Origin of the sequence: Streptosporangium sp. G11 (assembly GCF_051192615.1) — a bacterium.
In the GTDB taxonomy this organism is placed as follows: Bacteria; Actinomycetota; Actinomycetes; order Streptosporangiales; family Streptosporangiaceae; genus Streptosporangium.
Genome location: NZ_JBPJUQ010000018.1, coordinates 1 through 21176 on the forward strand (window position 1 = coordinate 1; position 21176 = coordinate 21176).

The window sequence follows — 21176 nt, forward strand, 5'->3', positions numbered from 1 at the left end:
GCGGCAAACTCGTCGAACGACCCGGTGACCAGGCTCCATCCGCAGCTGCCTAAAACTCTTGATCCACAGGTCTTGACGATTGCTCCGCCGGCGATCCGCTCGACCAGCTCGGGCACCCACTCGACGTACTCCACCTCCGGCCCTCCGGCGTGGCGGGCGTAGAGGAACCGCCCGGTGGCGCTCGTGCCCATCGCGGTGGTGATCTCGGCGCCGTGCCTTTCCAGGGCGCGGACCTGCTCGTCGAGGTCGGAGACGATGACGGTCGCCGAGGCGTGGGCGTACTTCGCGCGCTCCCGCGGCGGACCTGCCACGACGAGGAGGTCCCCGATGGCGGCCAGCTCGACGCCGTCGAAGGCGAACCGCAGGTCGGGTTCGGCCCCGACCATCTCCCGCAGCAGGGGCAGGACCCGGTCGAGGTCGTCGGCCCACAGGCGGCCATAGGTCTTCACGATCGTCATGGTGCTTCTCCCTGTCGGCGGGCCGTCCGGCCGTGCTCTTTTGCGGTTACCCGGTAACCGTAGGAGAGTGTGCGTTGACGTGGAAGAACGCACTTCGCGGAGAGAGAGGCACCTCGCGGTGACCGAGCAGCTCAGCCCCGTGCCGCACCGGGCGGACCTGACCCGCGCCGACTCGCTGGCACGCGAGATCTTCATCGGGATCGCCAACAAGTGGGCCCTGCTGATCGTCAACGTGATGGGCGAGCGCACGTTGCGCTTCACCGAACTGCGCACCGAGATCGAGGGCATCAGTCACAAGATGCTGACCCAGACGTTGCGCGGGCTGGAACGCGACGGTCTCGTGGACCGGGTGGTCCACCCGACGGTGCCCCCGCGCGTGGAGTACACCCTGACCTCCGCGGGCCGGGACCTGCGGGACACCGTCAACGGCATCTGCGGCTGGACCCGCCGGCACCTGGATCACATCGAGGAGGCCCGCCACCGCTACGACGCCACCGCCCGGCGGTGACCTCCGGGCGGCGAGCGGCAGACGGTCTCAGGCGCCACGGGCCTCGCCCCTCCCGCTTCGGACCGGCCGGTGACGGCGGTTTCGGGGTTGGAGCCCGTGGGGCCAGCGAGGACGTCGGTCCGTAGGGGAGGGCCGGGCGGTCAGTTGAGCGAGCGGTAACGGGTCAGGCCCAGGCTGGTCGGGTCGTCGGACCATAGCCAGCCCGCCTCCCTGGCGATCCTGACCGCCTCGACGCGCGTGCGGGCGTCGACCTTGTTGAGGATCCGCGCCAGATAGTTGCGTACCGTGCCTCCGGACAGGCACAGACGGTCGGCGATCTCCCCGACCGGCGCCCCCTCGGCCGCGGCCTGCAGGACCTCCAGCTCGCGCGCGGTGAGCGGGTTCCTCTTCGCGTTGAGGGCGGCGACGGCCAGCTCGGGGTCGACGACCCGCTCGCCGGCGGCCACCCGGCGTACGCAGTCGGCGAGCTGACCCGCCGGGGCGTCCTTGACGACGAAGCCGCGCGCTCCGGCGTCCAGCGCCCGGCACAGCGCGGCCGGGGTCGCGAGCCCGGTCAGGATCACCGTCCCGCACTCGGGAAGCCTGCGGTGCAGCTCCGCCGTCGCGGTGAGGCCGTCGGTGCCGGGCAGGCCGATGTCGATGAGCGCGACGTCCGGCCGGTGAAGCAGGCAGGAGCGGACCACCTCGTCGCCGTGACCGGCCTCGGCGACGACCTTGATGTCACTCTCCGTGGAGAGCAGGGCGACCATGGCCCCTCGGACGAGATGCATGTCCTCGGCGATCAGGACGCTGATCATGAATCGTCTCCCCCTTGTTGCACCGCGCGCTCTCACCTGGCCCGGGGACACTACCCAAGGAAGTCGGGTGGCTACCGCAAGTCCGAGTTAAACACGAAACACGCGGCATTGGACCGCGATTCGTGCAGGTGGGAGACTTCGCGGTACGCCCACTGGGGGCCGGCAATCAGCGGGTGCACCCGCGAAAGGTGCGCACGAACCGCGCGAAACGGCCGAATCGGCCGCGCGGACCGGTTACGGCAGGCGGCACGGCCCCCTCTCCGGAGCGACCGGTCTCGGGTCCGCCACATGCCGGAGGTGAGATCCGGGGAGACGGTTCCGGCTGCGTTCCGTCACCGGATCGCCGCCGCGACGGGCGCGGTCAGACCGGGGCGGCGGCCTCATGGTGCTCCAGCAGGACGTCGGTCAGCAGGTATCCGCCGCGTATGAGATGAACCAGCGGGCGGGCGCGTAGTTCCCGGTAGTGAACGGCGATCCTGGCCGCCGCCGCGCCCGGGGTGGCGGCGCTCGTCCACAGCGGCCTGTCCCGGTCCGTGGAGACCGGGACGATCCACCAGAAGCGGCACGCGTCGTCCAGACGGGCGACCAGGCCGTAGTAGACGGAGATGACGATCTTTCCGGACGGCAGGCGGTGGACGTCCGCCGGGATGTTGTGGGATCGGGCCAGCAGGGCCGCCAGTTCACGGGCCCGGAGTTCGGCTGCGGGAGGCGCGAGGTCTTCGGGGGTCATGTGATCAACGGTCACGCTGGTGAGGGTAAGGATCCGGGGACGCCCGCCTCAACGATGTTGCGCGATGTTGCGCGTTCGCTTCTCGCGAAGCACCACTCCTCGCGGGACGGCACTCCTCGCAGAGCATCGCCTCTCGCGGGACATCACTTTTCGCGGAACGCGGCGGCCGCGGCCCGCAGCATGTCACGGGCCTCCTGCCCGTACGCCGCGGCGCCGCTCAGCGCCTGGAACGCCTTCTCGTACACGACCACGTCACTCGGGGCCTTGTGCTGGATCTGGCCGGGCACGGTGTCGATACGGACCCGGTTGGCGTCGTATATCCAGAAGTTCTCCGGCGGCATGAGCGGCGGCCTGATCGTCGCGGGGACGATGCCGAAGGACACGTTCGCGGTGCCGCTGGTCAGCTCCGCCAGACGGTCGAGCTGGGCGACCATCTGCTCGGGGCCGACCAGCGGCATGCGGAGCGCCTGCTCCCCGACGACGAACGCGAACCGCTTGCTCCCGTTGCGCAGGATCTCCTGCTGTTTCAGCCTCGCCGCGACCGCGGCGTCGATGTCGTCGGGGATGCCCCGGAAGTCGATGATGGCGCGCAGGTGGCCGCGGGCGTAGTCCCCGGTCTGGAGCAGGCCGGGGACGGCCGAGTGCTGCCAGACACGGAACTGGTGGGTCTTGTCGTACAGCGGCTGGAACGAGCGCTGGACGTGGCCGAGGCCGCTCTCCTCCAGGCGGCGCCATTCGGTGTACATCGCGTCGATGTTCTGGGCGGCCGCGATGAGGTCGACCACCTGCTCGTCCGCGTCGCAGGCCTCGCACCACGTACGGATGTCCGCCTGGTTGGGCATCTGGACCGCGTTCTCGATTTTGGAGATCTTGGTGTGGTCCAGGCCGGTCTTCGCCGCCAGCGCTCGCCCTGTCAGCCCGGCGTCGGCGCGGAGCGCCCTGAGCCTGGCGGCGAGAATGCCTTTGGCCTCGTCGATGCGTGCTGTGGAGGTCGCCATCTCCATCACCTTGTCACCGCGGGGAGGTTGTTCTCCGAACAGTACGTTGGATGTTGCGATCTGTCTTAAATGTTGCGAATAGTTGTAAAAATAGTGGGCGCGCTCCCATCACGTCCCCCGGATTCGTCCGCTGTCCGCCCGCGGCGCGTTCCCCGCCCGGCGACCTCGTGGGACGGCACCGTGCCCGGTGAACCCTCGTCTTCCCTGGTCCGCGGCCTCGGCTCCGTCGTGGACCGGGGGCGATTCTCAGCGGTCCGGGTCAGGATTGTCGGGCGCAAGCCTTACGGTAGGGCGCGTGCCAGAGACGAACCACGAGATCACGCTCGACTCGGCCCTCACCGAGGAGGCCGTGCTCTCGACCTACCGCCGCATGTTCGCGGCGCTCGCCCGCGACAGCGGCGCGGTGGTGGACGACCCCACGCTGGTCGACATCGCCGAGACGCTGTTCGCGGCGTTCGCCGAGGCGGGCGAGGAGTGGCTGACCCACGAGCAGATGCGCCACGTCTGCCGGGCCTACCCGCTCGACCGGTTCGAGAACCGGCTCCGGGTCCTGCGCGGTCTCGGCGCGATCCGCGAGGTGTTTCCCAAGCCCAACCAGCTCCGCTACCGCGCGTCGTTCACCAGCGTGGTGGGGCTGATGTTCATCCGCCGGATGATGGACGACGGCGGCCAGTCGGAGATGCACCGCCTGCTCGCGCTCGAAGACCTCAACGTGGCCGACCCCCGCACGACGATGGAGGAGGCCCGCGCCAGCGCGCAGAACCTGTCACGCGCCTTCCGGCTGTGGGCGCTGGAGCTGATCACCCTGACCGGGGGCACCATCGAGGAGCTGCGCGAGCAGGCGCCCAAGCTGTGGGGCACCGAGGAGATCGCCCGGCGGGCGCAGAGCCTGCACGGCACCATCCTCACCCGCTGGCCCGACCTCGACCGCACCTGCACCGAGCTGCGCGCCGCGATCTACTCCTACAGTGACGCCTCGCGCCGCGCCGCCGGGCGCCTGGCCGACTCCGCGGGCACCACGAGAAACCTGACGCTGCTGCCCGCGGAGACCTGGCGCACCTTCGCGCAGACCGCGAGCAGGGAGCGCCTGGCCTCGGTGCTCGACGGCTTCGTCTTCGACGCCCCCGCCCCCTGGCACGACCCGGCGGCGATCGTCAGGGCCGTGGACGAGAGCCCCCGCCCGGCACCCGCCCAGCCCACTCCCCCGCGCTCGGCCCTGCCCGACTCCGGCCCCGCCGACATTCACACCCCCGGCACCGACGGGCTCGACCACCTGACCGCCGTGGCCGAGGCAGCGCTCGCCGGGCGCTCCACCGCCCGGCTGGAGGAGCTGCTCACCGCCGACGGCGAGTGGGTCTCCGCCCGCCGCCTGCTGGCCGACCTCGTCTCCGCCGACCTGCGTCCCGACTCCCCGTACAACCTGCGCTGGTCCGACGGTCTCACCGCCGACCCCGGCGGCGAGCCCGCCTGGCTCTCCCACGGCCATCTCGAAAGGACCGGCGGTGCCGGCTGACGCGCGGGCCTCGACGGCCGACGCCGAGCCGTCCCGGATGGCGCACGTCCGCGCCCGAGCGGGCGGTCCCCTCCCGCTCGGAGCCGGAGAGGAGGCTCCCGCAGGGATGGCGCGGCTGGGGCGCGGCGACGGGACGGGCCTGGCGTTGCCGGTCTGGCCCGACGGTGCGACCCCGTCGCTCCTGGAGGAATACCAGGTCGCGCCGGTGGCGGTGGAGCGCTCCGGGGAGACCCGGCGGGTGCTGGCCGCGGCGCTGCGGTGCTGCTGGACCGACCTGGCCGCCGACCCCTGGCCCGGCACCCCGGCGACGGTGGACGACGTGCTGTCGGCGTACCGGGCGCTGATCGGGCGCGGCGACGACCTCATGCGCAACTGGGCGGTCGGCGCGCTGCGCCGTCTGCACGACTCGGCCTGGCTGGAGGTCTCCGACGGTTTCGTACGGCTCGGCCCCCGGTGCGCCTCCTGGCCCGCCACGTCGCACGTCCAGTTGCGGGAGCTGATGCGCCGCCTGCCCTCCGGCGAGGAGGTCCCGGGCGGTCCGGAGGTGCTTCCGGTCGTCGAAGACACGCCTGACGACACGGAGGCGGGGGCCGGTGTCACGGTCCCCGAGGAGGTGGACGAGGACCTGCTCGGCCCGTTCGACGAGCGGCGCAGGGCCGAGGTCGTGGCGGCCTTCATGGCGGTGGAGCACGCGGCCGAGCCGGTGCACGAGGCCCGTTTCCCCGCGCTGCGTGACCCGGTGCTGCGCCGCGCGCTCACCGAGATGCTGAAGCGTCGCGGCCGGGTCCTGATCCACGACCGCGACGCGTGGACCTCGGGCTACGCGGCCGAGACGCTCACGGGAGCGGGTGCACGTTCGGGGTCGGACTCGCCTTCGGGGGCGGGAGCGAATTCGGTCTCGGGAACGGGAACGGGAACGGGAACGGGAACGGGAACGGGAACGGGAACGGGAACGGGAACGGGAACGCGTTCGGGGTCGGACTCGTCTTCGGGGGCGGGAGCGCGTTCGGTCTCGGGAACGGGAGCGGGAGCGGCTCCGGGTGAGTCCGAGCGGGCGGTTCTGGTGCTCGTGCTGATCCACTCGGTGGCGATCCCCCGGGCCGACGGCCTGCTGCCCGCCGACAGCTGGCTCTCGCCGTTCCCCGCCCAGGTCGACGAGCTCCGGCGGCACACCAGGCTGCCGATCGGCGAGCTGGACGCCGCGCTGCGCACCCTGCGCCACGCGGGTCTGGTGACCCAGGTGAAGGCGGGCGAGGAGGCCGGAGGTTACGTGCCGGGGCCCCAGTTCCACCGGCTGACCCCGCAGGCCAGGCGCCGCCTGCAGGAGGAGCTGATCCTCGCGGCGGGGCCGCACACCCCGCTGGCGGCGGCCGTACGGGCCAACCGGCGGTGAGCGGACCGCGACGACGAGGTGCCGGAGCCCCGGCGCCCCGGACGCCGGGTGAGCGCGAAGAGGCCGTCGCTCACGATGAGCCGAACCCCGGGCGGAGTGCGGGAGACCCGGCGCTCCAGGCGCCGGAAGCAGGACGGAAGAAAGGAACGACGGGGTTGACCGACGAGCGGAACCAGGCCGCGAAGAGCTCACGCGGAGGCCGGGCCAGGGCCACGGAGAGCCGCACCGGCACGGCCGGGACCGGAGGCGTCGGGGCCGGAGACCCCCGGGCCGAGGCCACCGGGGCCGCTCGGACCAGGAAGGGCCGGGCGGAGAGCACTCGGAGCGGGGGAACCGGGGCCTCCGAGGACGTGGGCGGGACGCAGGCGACCCTGGTCCCCGTGGAGACGACCCGCGCCACCGCCCCGAGCGAGAACGTGGTGGGTGACCGGGTGCTGATCGCCGTGCAGCCGGTCAACATCTCGCGGCTCTCGACCCACCCGGTGCCGACCGTGCCGGGCACGCTGATCGTGGTCGCGGGCGCGGGGCCGAAGGATTCCAACGGCGCGGGCAAGTCGTCGTTCATCGCGATGATCACCGCGTTGCTCGGAGACGAGCAGTGGCGTTTCGCCTCGGGCGCGAAGTCCGTCTCGGAGCTGCTGTTCAACGCCGAGCTCGCGGCGGGCGGGGGTGGCCGGACATGGGCCAGCGCCGACCACGGCTACATCATCGGCGTCTTCGCGCCCGCCGACTTCGCACACACCGACCCCGCACACACCGGCCTCGCAAGCGCCAGCCTCGCAAGCGCCGACCCCGCGCACACCGGCCTCGCGAGCGCCGGCGCCATGGGCACCGGCCCCGTCGAGGGCGATCCCGTGGGCGGCGGCTCTCCGGACGACACCGGCTCCTCGGACGCGGTCCCCGCCGGCACCGGTTCCCTGGACGACGCGGTGACCGTGTGGCTGCGGGTCAACCAGGAGGCGCCGCACCTGGAGATCCGGTGGATCCAGGGGGTGCGCCTGGCGACGGCGGCCTCGGAGGCGGAGCGGGTGGCGCGGGCCGACGAGCTGTGGGCGGCGCTGCCCCGCTCGGCGGGGCGCCGCGACGTGGTGGCGCGCGACCTGACCAGGTTCCTGTACGGCGACCGTGTCAGGTGCGTGTCGTTCCTGTCGACCTCGGTACGGAGCAAGGTCGCCACCAACCTGCTCTCCCAGCCGCTCAACGAGATCTCCCCCGAGCGGGTCTTCGAGGCGATCGCCGCGCTGACCGGCCTGGACTCCGAGCTCGACCAGGAGCGGGAGGCCCGCCGCGACGAGCACGCCAGGCGGGTGCGGGCGACGCGGGCCGTGGAACTGCTCCGGGAGTTCGAGGACGAGTCCCGTACGCTCCTGGAGACCTTCGACAGGCGTGACCGGGCCCGTGTCCGGCTGGCCGACGCGATGCGCTCCTGGCGGGGGCGGCTGGCGCGCAGGCTGGCCGACGCCGGGCAGCGGGACGACGCGCTGGCGGTCGAGCTGGAGCGGGTCCACGCGGCGGGCGCACGTGCCACGGAGGCGATCGGCGAGGTCAGGGCCGAGATCGCCACGCTCAAGGACGACACGCTGGAGCGCGGGCTCGCCGAGGCCCGCAAGGAGCTGACCGCCCTGCAGGCACGCGCGGCGAAGCTCGACGCCGACCGGGCGGTGGCGGAAAACTCGGTCGACGAGCTGCGCGGCTGGATCCCGGGCCTCCAGGAGCAGCGCCGCCTGGCCGACGGACGCGATGTGGCGACGGCGGGTGCCGAGCTGGCCGAGGCCAGGACCCGGCTGAACGAGGCGCTGAAGGCGCTGGGCGTGGCCGACCGGGAGGCCGAGGGGGCGAAGGCCGCGCTGGACGACGCCGAGGGCGGCCCGGCGGCGGCCCAGCTCAACGCGCTCGCCGAGGCGGGTGTCGGGGCGACCGGCCTGCTCGACGCGATCGACGTCGCCGAGCAGGCGCGAGACGACGAGGCCGTGCCGCGCCGAGGCGGTCAGGCGGCGCCCGCGCTGGGAGCACGCGGGTGGCCGCACGAGCACGCGGTGATCGTCGACGCGGCCGACCTGGAGGCAGCGGCGCGGGCACTGGGCGCGCTGCCCGGATCGGTGCTGGTCAGCGCGGCGGGCGTCACCGTCGTGGGGTCGTTCGAGGTGGCGGTCACCGGCAGAGAGGCCCGCATCAAGGCGGCCGAGCAGCGCCTGCACCGGGCGCGCGACACGCAGGAGAGCGCGGCGGCGGTCGTGCGGGCCGCCGAGGACGCCGTGGCCGAGGCGGGCAGGAGGCTCGAGGGGGCGAAGGCGTCCGTGCAGCTGGCCGACATCGAGAGGCGGCTGGCCGAGCGGCGGGCCGCGCTCACCGAGCTGTCCGAGGCGCTGGCCGGGATCGCGCCGAAGGCGGACGAGGCCGAGCGCCGGGCGAGCGGCCTGGACTTCCGGGCCCGTACGAGAAGCATGGAGATCGAGCGTCTGGAGGGCCGCAGGGCCCGGCACGAGTCCGACCGCGACCAGGCCGCGGAGCAGGCGGCGAGGATCGCCGCCGACCGCGACGCGCTCGGGCTGGACGCGCTGGCCGGTGAGTGGGGCGGCACCGTTGACGGAGCCCGCGAATGGCTGGGCGCCCTGGACGAGCAGGAACGCCCGCTGACGTCCGAGGAGTGGTGGCGGGCCGCCGAGCGCCGCCTGGACGAGGCGCTGCGCGACACCTTCCCCGGTGATGACGAGGAGATGCCCGAGGAGCTGCGCTTCCTGGTCAGGGAACGGGCCGCGCCCGGCGCCGGGCGCACCGCCCGCGAGCAGGCGACGTTCCCCGGCGTGTGCTCGGCGCTCGCCTCCTACCTGCGCGGTCAGGAGGAGTACGAGCGGCACCGGCGCCGCCAGATCGAGACGCAGATCACCACCCGGCAGCGCGACCTGACGGCCGCCGCCAGGGGCGCCGAGGAGGCGGCCCAGTCCACCGCCGTGCACCGGGCCGCGCTGACCGCCGCGATCAGGGCGCGGCTGACCCGGGTGGCCGAGGAGTTCGACAAGCTCGACACCTCCTACGGCGGTTACGGCGCGACGCTGGAGTTCCCCGTCCCGCCCGCGCCCGCCGATCCCGAGCAGCGCTGGGCGTGGCGGGTGACGCCCAAGTGGCGCAGGGGCGAGGGGCAGGGTTTCGTGCCGTACAACCGGCGGGCCAACACCGCGCTGATGGACGAGAAGGCGGTGAAGCTGGTCTGCGCGGCGGCGATCGCCTCCTCAGGCGGCGGGCACCTGTGCCTCGTCCTCGACGAGCTGGGGCGCAACCTCGGCAAGGAGCACCGCAGGGAGGCGGTGGCGCTGTTCCGCCGGATCGGCGAGACGTACGGGATCACGGTGATCGGCGCGCTGCAGGACGACATGGAGCCCTACGCCGTCGACGCCTGCGGGCAGTACGTCAAGCTGCGCCGCTCCTCCGACGCCATGCCGTACAACGAGCCGCCGATCGTCATCGGCCACGACCTGCACGCCGAGCGGGTGCGTGCCCTGGCCTCCGCGGTGAGCCGGTGAGGCGGTGGGGCCGGTGAGCAGCTGAGCAGGTGTGGCTATGACGGCGTCTGGGAGCACCACGCTCGTGGCTGATGGATCGGGTCACGATGAGCGACGCGAACCCTAACCGGTGCGCCGCCCCGACCTCACCGTCGACGAGGTGATGGCACTGGTCGCCGGCGCCTTCGCCGCGATCCGCCACGCCGGCGCGGAAACCAGCCGCGAGCGCTCCGCGCACCTCGCCCAGCTCACCCTCGACGGGCTACGACCCCAGCCCCGGTAAGCGACGCACGTTCCCGAACACCGGAGGATCCACGATCTGATCTACCTCGCGGACCACGCCGACGCGGGGCGCCTACCCGGCTCAACCCAATAGCAGGTCCAGTACGAACTACCCTGCTCACGTGGACCATGAAGAGCACGAACAGGCCGGGCCGCTCAACGTGACGGTTCGCTGCTCGCAAGACCCAGATCTTGTCGTTCGGCTCACCGGCAGGGAGTTCGTCGACAGCGACGAAACCGCTTTCACCATCGAAGCCCAGGCTGACGGGCTGCGGGCGACGATCCCCGGCGCGACCGTCGCGATCTGGGATGGCGCTGGTGACATGGCCTCCTTCCTGCGAACACTCGCGGACGACTTTCGCGGCTGGACCGGAGAGCGTACCTGGCATACCAACCAGCTCACGCTCGTAGCCGTCTTCCACTCCGGCGGTCACGTCGAGCTGACCTGGACACTGCGTCCGTGGTCCTCCCACCAAGCAGCGTGGGAGGCGTCCATCACGACCTGGATCGAAGGCGGACAGCAGATGACCTCCCTGGCCGCCGACATCCGGGCCTTCTTCGCCCGCCCCTGAAACCTGCGCTGTTTCGGCACCACCTGACACAGGTTCGCGCGAACACGTGCGCTTTGCCGAAGCTCTCGTTGGAGGCGATCGCGACGTCGGCTTTCTCCCCGCATTCGGTGGGCACCCGGAAAAGAAGTACGGCACACCTCCGAGACGGCCAGGGGCCGGACCCGTGTTACTGCCGCCGGAGCCTTCCATCGCGCCCGTCCGCGCGGCCTCCGAAATCGCGCCCGTCCGCGCGGCCTCCGAAGCTCTCTGGTTCCGCCCGCGAGAACCGAGATACGGCCGCTGAGTGTGGCCGAGTAGAACAAGATCGGCCAGGCTCGTGCGATCGGTGCGATGTCCCGGGCTTCATCCTTGACCACACTCTGCTCTAACGTGCTTTTTCGTGTTCAGACCCCTCGTGCTGGTGGCCTCGGACCTCCTCAGCGTCCTCCTCGTCTCCGGCAGGGCCGATGCCCTCACCTATCCCGTCCAGGACGTGCCCGCCCTGACCGACAACAGCCTCTACCGCAGCGAAGAGATCAAGCCCTCGAAATACCCTGACGGTGCGCTCAGCATCCAGAGCACCACGGCCGCGAAGCGCGCGCTGGCCGCGCTGTGGCGTTGCCTGAACGCCTCGTGGTCGGCCCATGCCAAGAGGGCCGGACTGCCCTTCGCGCCTGCCAAGCTCGTCGTCCTCACCAAGCCGACGCGGTTCTGCGGCAAGAGCTGGAGCAAGGGTCTCCTCGCCCGTTACTGCCCCACGACGAAGACGATGGCGCTCCTGGTGAACAAGGATTACTACCTGCTGACCCGTGAGATCTTCCACCTCCAGTACGTCGCCGGGCTCTACGGCAACCACCTGCAGCACATCAACGGCATAGCGGGCGGTTTCAATGCATTGCCGCACAGGAACGAAGCCGAGCGCTTCGAAAAGGAGCGGCGCTGGTCACTTCAAACGGGCTGCCTGGCAGGAGTCTTTCTGGGAAGCGTCTGGAAGACGGCGGGTGAGGGGAGCGAGGGCTGGCCCGCGCTGCTGGAAGTCGTGAAGGCGAACGGCGACCACAACTCCAAGAAGAAGCGCTACTTCGGCAAGGGCAAGAACATCGCCTACTGGCTCGACCGCGGCTTCAAAAGCGGCGATCCCGGTTCCTGCAACACCTGGACGGCGTCCTCCTCGCGCGTTGCCTGACGGTCAAGGCCGGTGACGGCACGCGTGACCCGTACGACGAAGATGGCCGGCCGGATCGGCGAGCCGGCCGTCTCCGCGAGCGATGCTTGAGACCTGTGGATCGGCCGGGAAGGTCTCGCCCTCACCCGGGTTGCTTTGCATGCAGGATGTCAGGGGTTCAAATCTCCTGGGCTGAATCGCACCGAGATTGCATGATCGTTCCATTGACGAGATCTTGTGGGGTAGCCCCGATTCCCTCAGGAGACGACATGTTGCCCCTTCATATGCGCCGCCAGGAGTTCGACCCCGATCCCGAGCTGGCCGTCGCCCGCGAGCAACCCGGCCTGCAACGTGTTTCCACGCCCTACGGCACGCAGGCCTGGCTGGTCACCCGTTACGACGACGTGCGCGACGTGCTCAGGAACGCCGAGCTGTTCAGCTACGCCAGTGGCGTCAACCTGCCCCCCATGAGTGAGGAGCAGGCCAAGCGCCTCCGCGCGGGCGCGCTGCTGCTGATGGACCCGCCTGACCACACCCGGTTACGCCGCATGCTGACCCCCGAGTTCACGATGCGCCGTATCCGCCGTCTGGAACCCCGGGTCCGCGAGATCGTCGCCGACCATCTGGACGCGATGGAACGTACCGGCACGCCGGTCGACCTCGTCTCCCGGTTCGCCACCCCGATCCCGTCGCTGGTCATCTGCGAACTGCTCGGGGTGCCCTACGAGGACCGGGACGAATTCCAGGCTCTCAGCGTCGCGATCCTCGACTTCAACCGCCCGGCCGAGGAGCGCGGGAAGGCGCAGGTGGGGTTGAGCGCCTACATGGCCGGGCTGGTCGGGCGGGCACGGGTCGAGCCGGGCGAGGACCTGATCGGCATGCTGGTCCGCGAGCACGGTGACGACCTGTCGAACGACGAGCTGGTCGGCATCGGCGGGTTGTTGCTGATAGCCGGGCACGAGACGACGGCCAACATGATCGGCCTGGGCACGCTGGCGTTGCTGCGCCACCCCGAGCAGCTCGACCGGTTCCGCGAGGACCCGGCCAAGGTCGACGGCGTGGTCGAGGAACTGCTGCGCTGGCTGACGATCATCCACCAGGGCGCCACCAAGATGGCCACGGCCGACACCGAGATCGCCGGGGTGCCGATCGCGAAGGGCGACATCGTGGTGGTCTCGCTCCCGGCCGCCAACCGTGACCCGGCGCTGACCGAGGACCCGGACCGGTTCGACATCGAACGACCCGACCTGGCCCACGTCGCGTTCGGTTACGGCGCGCACCACTGCATCGGGGCACCGCTGGCCAGGATGGAGATGCGCATCGCGTTCTCCGCCCTGTTCGAACGTTTCCCGGGGCTGCGCGAGGCGGGCGAGCCGGAGTTCCGCTCGTTCAACGTCGTGTACGGCCTGTCGGCGTTCCCCGTCGCCTGGTGATCCGCGGTCTCTTGGGCGCTGGCGGAGGCCGGCGCCCGGTGACTGCCGGTCGCGTTATGGTCGCGATTCGCCATGAGCGTGCACCGGTGACGGCCGAAAACCTGTCGCCGGAGCGCTTGAAGGTGGATATGGCCGCCGGGTGCCTGATGCGATCTTCACTCATCCTCCGGTTCCGCGGCCACGACGAGATGGAGGCGGGCCTGGTCGCCAACGGCTATCAGGTGCCGGACGTGCGAGAGGCGCCTGGTCGCCCGGGTCGCGAGTTCGTGTTCGTCACCGAGCGCACGACCTGAAGCAATAGAACTGTTTCAGGCCGCGGGCAGCCGGCTGCCCGACCGGTTCAGGCCCTGGATCGAGATCAAGTCTCCATGCCACCTCTGCCCGGCCCGGCCCCGCGTCGTACTTCGATGCCCGGCTCCGACGTCGCCGTCCGCTACCCCGTGTTCATCGTGCGGCTTTCCCAGGCCCAGGCCACGATCTCGACCCGGTTGCGCGCGCCGAGTTTGGCCATGATGCCCGACACGTATCCCTTGACCGTGCTCAGCGAGATGAACAGCTCGTCGGCGATCTCCTGGTTGGTGCGTCCCCTGCCGATCGCCTGGACGATCTCGGTCTCCCGCCCGGACAAGGGCCGCGCGGGCGCGCGGGCCTCGCGCCGGGCTCCGCGGTCGCCGAGGTGACGCAGCAGCCGCAGCGTGATGGACGGCGAGATGAGCGCGTCCCCCGTGTACGCGGCCCGCACGGCCTCGACCAGCAGCCTCGGACCCGCGTCCTTGAGCACGAATCCGGCCGCGCCACAGCGCAGCGCCCCGTAGACGTACTCGTCCAGGTCGAACGTGGTGACCATGACCACCCTGGTCGGGGCCTCGGCCAGCGCGCGGGCGACCTCGATCCCGTCGAGGCGGGGCATCTGGACGTCCACGAGGCACACGTCCGGGCGTGTCCTGCGGGCCTGCTCGATCGCCTCGACACCGTCGCACGCCTCGGCGACCACGGTGATGTCGGGCTGGTCTTCGAGGATGATCCGCAGGCTGGCCCGGACCATCGCCTGGTCGTCGGCCAGGAGCACCCGGATGGTCATCGCCGCTCCCCCACGGCCCGGCGCCGGCGCTTTTCGGCCGAAGCGGACGGGGTCATCAGGCACCGGCGCTCCCCGGCGGGCACAGAAGGCATCGTCCGGCATCGGCGCCCTCTGACCAACGCGGACGGCGTCACCCGGCACCGGCGCTTCCCGAGCGGCGCGGGCGGGGTCATCGGCGTCCGCCGGTGGGGATGGTGGCGCGGACGGACCAGCCGGAGCCGGGGCGGGGACCGGCGGTCAGGGTGCCGCCGAGGGCCTCGAGGCGTTCACGCATTCCGATGAGGCCGTACCCAGCGCGGCCGTATCCGTTGAGACCGGTGAGACCGTGTCCGATGAGGCCGTACCCGGTGCGGCGGTAGCGGCGGGCGGGTACCCGCGGGGCGTCGTCCTCGACCTCGACCGTGACGGTCCTCTCGTGCTGGGTGATGCCGATGGTCACCGCGCGGGCGTGCGGGGCGTGCCGGGAGACGTTGGTCAGCGCCTCCCGTACGATCCGGTACACGGTGCTGCTCACCTGGGGCGGCCAGCCGGCCGGCTCGGCGTCCAGCCGCAGGTGCGCCCGGCGGCCGTGGCTCTCGAAGCCCTCGATCAGCTCGCCGAGCCGTTCGTGGCCCTCGGCGGCGGGAGCGGCGTCGCGCAGGAGGCCGACCACGTGGCGGGTGGCGGCCAGGGCCTCCGAACCCGCGGTCTCGATGCCCGCGAGGGATCCGGCCGCCTTCTCCGGGTGCTTGGCGGTGACGAGCTGGGCGGCCTGGGCCTGGAGCACGATGCTGGTGACGTGGTGGGCGACGACGTCGTGCAGCTCCCTGGCCAGCTCAAGGCGTTCGGCACGCCGTATCCGCTCGGCGACGGTACGGCGACGGACGGCGAGCAGCCGGAGGCCGGCCCCGGCCACCAGGGCGGCGAGCCAGAACAGACCGCTCAGCACCGGCACGGCCGAACCGGGGCCGGCCAGGAAACCGCCCGCCACCACGGCCAGTCCCGCGACGGCCACCGCGCAGGCCGTACGGACGGGCAGCGTCCTGACCGCGGAGCCGACGAGCACCGCCAGCCCCAGGGACGCGGCGGGGCTGGGCTCGGCGGGCAGGTGGACGAAGCGGGTGACAAGGACGGCGAGCGCGGCCACGGCCAGTCCGGCGACAGCGGTCCACAGCGGGTCGCGGCGGCGCACCAGGGCGAGCGCGCACACCCAGACGGCGACCGCCGCGCCGAACGGCCAGTGCTCGGCGCCCCAGCTGCCGGCGACCTGGTACGCCTGGAAGGCCACGGCCACCGCGAACACGGCACCGAGCCCGGCGTCGGCCGCCACCCTGAACCGATCGGGAACACGCACGGCGTCCAGGCTAGGTGAGGCACCCCACCGGCCTGTACCGGCCGAAAGTACGGTCTCTTCCCTGCTTTCTGCCGATATGAGAGCGGGCCGAAGTCCGCAGGATGAGGTCCCATGTCACCTGAAACGCTTCCCTCGACGCCGGAGGCCACCGGGCCGGGGCGACCCATGACGACGTCCTCCGGCCGGCCACGGGTCGCCGCGCTCGACGTGCTGCGCGGGTTCGCCCTGTGCGGGATCCTGCTGGCCAACGTCAAGCCGATCGCCCACATGATCCACACCACACAGGTCACGCGGTCCGTGGTGGTGGCCCCGGGTCAGGACGACTCCTGGCTGGGGCTGGGGCTGTTCGTCGACCAGCGCTTCTTCCCGATCTTCTCCGTACTGTTCGGCGTCGGTTTCTCGCTGCTGCTGGACTCCGCGGGACGCCACGCCCCGCGCCCGCGGGTGCTCCTGCTGCGCCGGCTCCTGGTCCTGCTCGCGGTGGGCCTGGCCCACATGTTCCTGCTGTGGCGGGGCGACATCCTGACCATCTACGCCGTCGTCGGCCTGCTGGTGCTGCTGCCCTCGACCTGGCTGCCGCGCCGGGCCGTCGCGGGGCTCGCCGCCGTCCTCGTCGCGGCGCCGCTCATCCTCGACAGCAACGGCGTGCCGCTGGTGCCCGGCCTGTTCCTGCTGGGCTCGGCGCTGACCCGGTACGGCGTGATCGACCGGATGGAGCGCTCCGTCCGTGTCCCGGCCGCGCTGGCCCTGCTCTTCGCGGCAGGGACGGTGCCCGCCGTGTGGCTGCAGGTCGAGACGGAGGCCGGCGACGCGTACTTCAACACCTGGTTCGGCCTCGCCGGGTTGCTGATCGCGGGCGTCTACGTGTGCGTCCTGCTGCTCCTGCTCAAAACGCCGCTCCGGCCGGTGTTGCAAACGGCTTTCGCGCCGCTGGGCCGGATGGCGCTGACCAACTACCTGTCCGCCACGCTTCTCGTCCTGGTGGCCGCCCACCTCATCGGCAGCCCGCCGGACGGCTGGACGTCGGCGACGGTGCTCCTGATCGCGGGAGCCGTTCTCGTCCCCCAGTGGCTGGTGTCCACGCTCTGGCTGCGCCGCTACCGCCAGGGCCCGCTGGAATGGCTCTGGCGCTGGGCCACCTGGGCCCGGCGCCCAGCAGGTTCCGGACAGCCTGCCGCATAGGCCGATCTGATAGTTTTACCTTTCCGGCCGGAAGTTGCTTTCGGTCGGAAAGTGTTTGTATGACTACTTTTCAGGTAACCGTGCGGCCCGTGAGCGCCGCGGACCACCCCATCGTCGAACGGCTCTGGCTCATGTTCCGCCACGACATGGCGGAGTTCCAGGGCGGGCTGCCCGGCCCCGACGCCACCTATCACGGCGACCGGCTGCGCTCGGCGCTCGAAGACGACGACTGGACGGCCTACCTGTTCACCAGCGACGACCGGCCCGTCGGGTTCTCGTTCGTGCGCGCGGTGTCCGGCCCGGCGCGCGTGCTGAACAGCTTCTTCGTGGTACGCGGCGCGCGCCGGACCGGGATCGGGACGAAAGTCGTGCGGGAGGTGATCTCCCGGCACCCCGGCCCCTGGAAGATCGCCTTCCAGGACTCGAACACGGCGGCCGTCGCGTTCTGGCGGCGCGTCGCCACCGAGCTCGCCGGTGACGCGTGGAGGGAGGAAAGCCGGCCCGTGCCGAACCGGCCCGACGTTCCCCCGGATGTGTGGATCTCCTTCACCACCGCCTGACCAGGGATCGGACGAGAGCTGACCGGCGGGGCCCGCGGTGAACGTGCCCCGCCCCTTCGTCAGGAAGATCGCGGTCGCATGGGTTCGAGTCACCGGAGGAGCGGCGACCACTACCGGCGCCGGACCTCGTCGGCTCCGTACCGGAGGTGCCGCCGCGACCGCTACGGTCCGGCACCGAAGACGGATTCCGCGAGCACGTCCCTGACCTCTTCGCGGTGCTGCGGGATGTATCTCCGTCTCATGGTTGAGGTTTCTGCCGGGTCCCATTGAAAGGGGGCGTTTGCCGTCGCCCGGCACGAGGAGGCTCCCGCCCGGCGAGCTCGCCGGTCACCGCTGTCCAACGCTCCCGTTTCACCGTACGGTCCGGCGCGAGACGATCCGCGCCACGATGATCTGCCACGCGGCGTACGCGAGGACGAGGAGTCGCTCCGGCCATCCGATCGGGACGTCGGGGCCGAAGCCTCCGCCCTTGAGCAGGACGGTCTGGGCGACCATGAACATGACCAGCGCCGCGGGCGGCAGCACCGCGGTCCACCACAGCCCGCGTTTGACGGTGGAGAACGCGCTGTCGCGGGTGAGCCCGGCGGTGATCAGCAGCGCCGCGACCGGAAGGAACATGAGCGCGAGGCCGGCGCCGAGTCCGTGCAGCGTGCCGCTGGTGGACAGCTGATCCTGCGGAGTGTCGATGGGGTCGGTGACGAAGACGCCGCCGACGACCGTGCCGACGGCCACGATCGCCAGGATGACCGCACCGATCCGGGCGGGGAGCCGCCGGGGCCGTACGAGGAGCGCGATCGCCAGGGCTCCGTAGCCGACCGCGGACAGCAGGAACGCCACCACCATGAGCCAGCCGAACTCGCCGAGCGCGTATTCGCTCGTGGTCTGCCAGCTCGTCGAGACGTCGGGCCGGATCAGGTGGAGCAGGACCAGCAAGAGCAGGAACGCGACGCCCGCGATCGACGAGACGCCGGCGGCGCGGGCCGGGAGCGCTCGCCCCGCCGGCGCGGCCGAGAGCCGGTCGTCCTGGTGGGGCGAGGGAGGTGTGAGAGTCACGATGCACTTCTTCCTGGAGCCGGACGGCGTCCTCGGGAAGTGGTAGAAGCTGCGTCGCGATTCTCGACATCCGGTGCCCGCCGACCTCCGACCTCCGCATCCGGTGCCCACCGACCTCCGCCGGGTCCCCGGAGCTCGCCGAGCGGATCCCCGTCCGGCGAGCCGCCCTCGCGGTGTCCTTCCGGCGTACTGCCTGGCGTACTGCCTGGCGTGCTGCGGCCGCGTCCCCTACGCGCTCTCCCCGAGCGTGCGCCGGTAGTGTTCGGCGATCTCGTCGCTGGTGGTCAGCCAGATGTCCGGTTGTGCCGCGAGATACTCCAGGGCCTGGTCCAGATACTTGGCCCGGAACGGCTGGCCGGTCACGAAGGGGTGCAGGGCCAGCGCCATCACCCGGCCACTGTGCTCGGAGTCGGCGTGCAGTTGCTCGTACTGGTCCTTGATGATCTGGAGGAACTCCGGTCCGGTGGTGCCCCTGCCGAACAGTAGAAGATCGTTGAGTTCGACCGAGTAGGGGACGCTGAGCATCGAGGGCACGTTCAACCGGTAGGGCTGGTCGTCATTGGTCCAGTCCAGCACGTAGCCCAGGCCGAGTTCGGCGAGCAGCGCCGGGGTGTCGAACGTCTCGGTCAGCCCCGGTCCCATCCAGCCGCGTGGCCGCCGTCCGGTGGCGGCGGTGATGGTGTCGACGACGTCGGCGAGAAAGCGGCGCTCCTCGTCGCGGGTCATGCCGGCCTGAAGGATCGAGTTGGTCCGCCCGTGCGCGAGCCAGGCCCAGTTCCGCTCCACGCCCGCCTTGATGATCTGGGGGTAGCGGTCGGCGACCGCGGAGTTCAGCAACACGCTTGCCCGGATACCGTGCCGGTCCAGGCTCTCGATCGTGCGCCAGATGCCGACCCGGAGCCCGTAGTCGCGCCAGCCGTAGTTGAGCGCGTCGGGGACCAGATCCGCCGTGCCGGGCCAGATGCTGGTGGATGGGCGGTCGACCAGGAAATGCTCGATGTTGAGCCCGATGTAGGCGGCGACCCTGGCGCCGCCGGGCCAGTTGATCGGTGGACGCTCGGTGATGGGACTGTAGTTGAAGAGCTCGTTCTCCGCTGTCCTCGTCATGCCGACACGGTAGAAGTTAACATTGATGTCAGGTTCAAGTGCCGGGCGTACGAGGGGTCGAGATGCGGATCGGTGAACTCGCGCGACGCACCGGGGTGAGCGAACGGTCGCTGCGCTACTACGAGCAGCAGGGGCTGCTGGCGGCCGACCGCACGCCCGGAGGCCAGCGCGAGTATCCCGAGCAGGCGGTCGACCGGGTCATTCGCATCCAGGAGCTGTTCGCCGCGGGACTGCACAGCAGGAAGGTCGCGCGACTGCTGCCGTGCATGCGGGACGCCGACGGCGGCCCGTCCGAGATCGCCACCCCCCTGCTGGCCACCGAGCTCGCCGCCGAACGAGACCGCATCAACGGGATGATCGCCCAGCTGGCCAACTCCCGTGACGTGCTCGACGACGTGATCGACGCGGCGTCGGAACACCGCCGGCGGGAGGCGAGGGCCGACGGTCCGTGAGAGGGGACATCCGCGCCCGGCGTGATCCGGCCGTTTTTCCGGGCAGGACGCGGGCAGGACGCGGGCATGCGCGGACGATCGAATTCTCACCGATGGAGCGTGGTGCTCGACGCACCCGACGCACAGGCACTCGCGCGGTTCTACGCGCGCCTTCTCGACTGGAGGATCAGCGAGGACAAACCCGGCTGGGCCATGGTCGTGCCGGCCGACGGAGGCGCGCACCTGGCCTTCCAGACGTCCCCGGACTACGCACGCCCGGTCTGGCCGTCCGCCGACGGCTCCCAGCAGATGATGATGCACCTCGACCTGGAGGTCGGCGACCTTTACGGCGCGGTCGCCCACGCGGTGGAGACGGGCGCGACACTCGCCGCCCACCAGCCACAGGACGACGTCCGGGTCCTCCTCGATCCCGCCGGGCACCCGTTCTGCCTCTATGTGGACGAGTGAAGAAAACGCGTAAGACGTACACACCATTCCTGTGGAGTGTGGGGATCGAGTTTCTTCTGATTGGCGGATATCGCGGTACGCCACACCCGCTATTCCAGCCGTACGGTGAGAATGGCGGCCTCCTCGTTGAGAGCCGTGGGATCGGCCGGAATGGCGCACCACACCGTGCGGCCACCGGCCCCGAAGTCGCGGACACCCCAGTTTCCCGCTGAGAGTTCGTTGACGATGAACAACCCTCGGCCGTCCTCCGCGTCCGGGGAGAGAATGTCCCGCAAAGACGGCTTGCCGGACGCGGAGCCGGGATCGGTGACCTCCACGTAAACGAAGTCGTCGACCACCTTCAGGACGACCATGACCAGGTCTCCCACCGGCCCGGGGGTGGAGTGTTCGACGGCGTTCGTGGTGATTTCGGAGACGGCGAGTCGCACCTGCTCGTAGGCGGGGTGCTGGATACCGAGGAAATCCCGCACCATCGCGCGTGCACTCGAAACTGATTCGGGTTCTCTCCGCAGGAAGATTTCCCCTGGCTTTCTGGCCGGTCGCATCGTGAATGCCCTTTCGCCTTCCGGGTCTCCTCACCGCATTGACCCGAGCCCGGCGACCACCCGCCGAGTATTCCAAGAATCCCAAACA

General features: G+C 71.1%; 22 protein-coding genes. 13 read left to right on the forward strand and 9 right to left on the reverse strand.

Annotated elements, in window-relative coordinates:
- Window positions 1–458 (reverse strand): hypothetical protein (locus ACSDR0_RS18885; RefSeq protein WP_435290139.1); only part of this gene is annotated, 458 nt, incomplete at its 3' end.
- A gap of 79 nt (window positions 459–537) precedes the next feature.
- Between ACSDR0_RS18885 and ACSDR0_RS18890 the strand changes: the two genes are divergently transcribed.
- Window positions 538–966 carry a winged helix-turn-helix transcriptional regulator gene (locus tag ACSDR0_RS18890; protein WP_435290140.1) on the forward strand — a complete coding sequence of 143 codons (429 nt, stop codon included), beginning with the start codon at window positions 538–540 and terminating at the stop codon, window positions 964–966.
- Window positions 967–1106: 140 nt separating this feature from the next.
- Here ACSDR0_RS18890 and ACSDR0_RS18895 read toward each other — a convergent pair whose 3' ends face one another.
- From ACSDR0_RS18895 to ACSDR0_RS18905, 3 genes are all read right to left on the reverse strand, one after another.
- Complete coding sequence (locus ACSDR0_RS18895) at window positions 1107–1763, reverse strand: response regulator transcription factor (RefSeq protein WP_435290141.1); 657 nt, start codon at window positions 1761–1763, stop codon at window positions 1107–1109.
- 361 nt (window positions 1764–2124) lie between these two features.
- Window positions 2125–2508 (reverse strand): hypothetical protein, encoded by a 384-nt coding sequence (locus tag ACSDR0_RS18900; RefSeq protein WP_435290142.1) that lies wholly within the window; start codon window positions 2506–2508, stop codon window positions 2125–2127.
- 128 nt (window positions 2509–2636) lie between these two features.
- Complete coding sequence (locus ACSDR0_RS18905; protein WP_435290143.1) at window positions 2637–3491, reverse strand: helix-turn-helix domain-containing protein; 855 nt, start codon at window positions 3489–3491, stop codon at window positions 2637–2639.
- A 295-nt stretch (window positions 3492–3786) separates the two neighbouring features.
- Here ACSDR0_RS18905 and ACSDR0_RS18910 point away from each other — a divergent pair, with 295 nt between their 5' ends.
- The 8 genes from ACSDR0_RS18910 (at window position 3787) to ACSDR0_RS18945 (ending at window position 13621) form a co-directional block, all read left to right on the forward strand.
- A complete protein-coding gene (locus ACSDR0_RS18910; protein ID WP_435290144.1) occupies window positions 3787–5004 on the forward strand; it encodes a hypothetical protein in 1218 nt (405 codons plus the stop codon).
- Window positions 4994–6397, forward strand: a complete 1404-nt coding sequence (locus ACSDR0_RS18915; protein ID WP_435290145.1) for a hypothetical protein — start codon at window positions 4994–4996, stop codon at window positions 6395–6397. Before ACSDR0_RS18910 ends, ACSDR0_RS18915 begins: the two co-directional genes overlap by 11 nt.
- 155 nt (window positions 6398–6552) lie before the next feature.
- Window positions 6553–9918, forward strand: coding sequence for a chromosome partitioning protein ParA (locus tag ACSDR0_RS18920; protein ID WP_435290146.1), 3366 nt, complete (start codon window positions 6553–6555; stop codon window positions 9916–9918).
- 109 nt (window positions 9919–10027) lie between these two features.
- A complete protein-coding gene (locus ACSDR0_RS18925; protein WP_435290147.1) occupies window positions 10028–10180 on the forward strand; it encodes a hypothetical protein in 153 nt (50 codons plus the stop codon).
- A gap of 121 nt (window positions 10181–10301) precedes the next feature.
- Window positions 10302–10751: a DUF6228 family protein gene (locus ACSDR0_RS18930; protein WP_435290148.1), complete on the forward strand. Its 450-nt coding sequence runs from the start codon at window positions 10302–10304 to the stop codon at window positions 10749–10751.
- Between the two features lie 379 nt (window positions 10752–11130).
- Window positions 11131–11916, forward strand: coding sequence for a neutral zinc metallopeptidase (locus ACSDR0_RS18935; RefSeq protein WP_435290149.1), 786 nt, complete (start codon window positions 11131–11133; stop codon window positions 11914–11916).
- 248 nt (window positions 11917–12164) lie between these two features.
- Window positions 12165–13328 (forward strand): cytochrome P450, encoded by a 1164-nt coding sequence (locus ACSDR0_RS18940; RefSeq protein WP_435290150.1) that lies wholly within the window; start codon window positions 12165–12167, stop codon window positions 13326–13328.
- 56 nt (window positions 13329–13384) lie between these two features.
- The gene (locus ACSDR0_RS18945) at window positions 13385–13621 is read left to right on the forward strand and encodes a hypothetical protein (RefSeq protein WP_435290151.1); all 237 of its coding nucleotides are present in this window, start codon (window positions 13385–13387) and stop codon (window positions 13619–13621) included.
- Between the two features lie 140 nt (window positions 13622–13761).
- Here ACSDR0_RS18945 and ACSDR0_RS18950 read toward each other — a convergent pair whose 3' ends face one another.
- Together ACSDR0_RS18950 and ACSDR0_RS18955 are read right to left on the reverse strand one after the other, a co-directional pair.
- Complete coding sequence (locus tag ACSDR0_RS18950; RefSeq protein WP_435290152.1) at window positions 13762–14409, reverse strand: response regulator; 648 nt, start codon at window positions 14407–14409, stop codon at window positions 13762–13764.
- Between the two features lie 169 nt (window positions 14410–14578).
- Window positions 14579–15742: a sensor histidine kinase gene (locus ACSDR0_RS18955; RefSeq protein WP_435290153.1), complete on the reverse strand. Its 1164-nt coding sequence runs from the start codon at window positions 15740–15742 to the stop codon at window positions 14579–14581.
- 111 nt (window positions 15743–15853) lie between these two features.
- On the opposite strand from ACSDR0_RS18955, the gene ACSDR0_RS18960 reads away from it, so the two are divergent.
- A complete protein-coding gene (locus ACSDR0_RS18960; RefSeq protein ID WP_435290154.1) occupies window positions 15854–16924 on the forward strand; it encodes a DUF418 domain-containing protein in 1071 nt (356 codons plus the stop codon).
- Between the two features lie 89 nt (window positions 16925–17013).
- Window positions 17014–17484: a GNAT family N-acetyltransferase gene (locus tag ACSDR0_RS18965; RefSeq protein ID WP_435290155.1), complete on the forward strand. Its 471-nt coding sequence runs from the start codon at window positions 17014–17016 to the stop codon at window positions 17482–17484.
- A gap of 351 nt (window positions 17485–17835) precedes the next feature.
- On the opposite strand, the gene ACSDR0_RS18970 is transcribed toward ACSDR0_RS18965, so the two are convergent.
- Together ACSDR0_RS18970 and ACSDR0_RS18975 are read right to left on the reverse strand one after the other, a co-directional pair.
- Window positions 17836–18537 carry a DUF998 domain-containing protein gene (locus ACSDR0_RS18970; protein ID WP_435290156.1) on the reverse strand — a complete coding sequence of 234 codons (702 nt, stop codon included), beginning with the start codon at window positions 18535–18537 and terminating at the stop codon, window positions 17836–17838.
- A gap of 228 nt (window positions 18538–18765) precedes the next feature.
- Window positions 18766–19644 carry a polysaccharide deacetylase family protein gene (locus ACSDR0_RS18975; protein WP_435290157.1) on the reverse strand — a complete coding sequence of 293 codons (879 nt, stop codon included), beginning with the start codon at window positions 19642–19644 and terminating at the stop codon, window positions 18766–18768.
- A 62-nt stretch (window positions 19645–19706) separates the two neighbouring features.
- On the opposite strand from ACSDR0_RS18975, the gene ACSDR0_RS18980 reads away from it, so the two are divergent.
- Both ACSDR0_RS18980 and ACSDR0_RS18985 read left to right on the forward strand, forming a co-directional pair.
- On the forward strand, window positions 19707–20096 hold the full coding sequence (locus tag ACSDR0_RS18980; protein WP_435290158.1) for a MerR family transcriptional regulator: 390 nt from the start codon (window positions 19707–19709) through the stop codon (window positions 20094–20096).
- Window positions 20097–20198: 102 nt separating this feature from the next.
- Window positions 20199–20543, forward strand: coding sequence for a VOC family protein (locus tag ACSDR0_RS18985; RefSeq protein WP_435290159.1), 345 nt, complete (start codon window positions 20199–20201; stop codon window positions 20541–20543).
- An 89-nt stretch (window positions 20544–20632) separates the two neighbouring features.
- Here ACSDR0_RS18985 and ACSDR0_RS18990 read toward each other — a convergent pair whose 3' ends face one another.
- A complete protein-coding gene (locus ACSDR0_RS18990) occupies window positions 20633–21088 on the reverse strand; it encodes an ATP-binding protein (RefSeq protein ID WP_435290160.1) in 456 nt (151 codons plus the stop codon).
- Between the last annotated feature and the right edge of the window lie 88 nt (window positions 21089–21176).

Excerpts from the sequence above, each read along its gene's own strand:
- ACSDR0_RS18975 (WP_435290157.1), bottom strand. The coding sequence starts at position 19,644 with ATGACGAGGACAGCGGAGAACGAGCTCTTCAACTACAGTCCCATCACC.
- ACSDR0_RS18940 (WP_435290150.1), top strand. The coding sequence starts at position 12,165 with ATGTTGCCCCTTCATATGCGCCGCCAGGAGTTCGACCCCGATCCCGAG.
- ACSDR0_RS18905 (WP_435290143.1), bottom strand. The coding sequence starts at position 3,491 with ATGGCGACCTCCACAGCACGCATCGACGAGGCCAAAGGCATTCTCGCC.
- ACSDR0_RS18945 (WP_435290151.1), top strand. The coding sequence starts at position 13,385 with ATGGTCGCGATTCGCCATGAGCGTGCACCGGTGACGGCCGAAAACCTG.
- ACSDR0_RS18960 (WP_435290154.1), top strand. The coding sequence starts at position 15,854 with ATGTCACCTGAAACGCTTCCCTCGACGCCGGAGGCCACCGGGCCGGGG.
- ACSDR0_RS18950 (WP_435290152.1), bottom strand. The coding sequence starts at position 14,409 with ATGACCATCCGGGTGCTCCTGGCCGACGACCAGGCGATGGTCCGGGCC.
- ACSDR0_RS18895 (WP_435290141.1), bottom strand. The coding sequence starts at position 1,763 with ATGATCAGCGTCCTGATCGCCGAGGACATGCATCTCGTCCGAGGGGCC.
- ACSDR0_RS18980 (WP_435290158.1), top strand. The coding sequence starts at position 19,707 with ATGCGGATCGGTGAACTCGCGCGACGCACCGGGGTGAGCGAACGGTCG.
- ACSDR0_RS18990 (WP_435290160.1), bottom strand. The coding sequence starts at position 21,088 with ATGCGACCGGCCAGAAAGCCAGGGGAAATCTTCCTGCGGAGAGAACCC.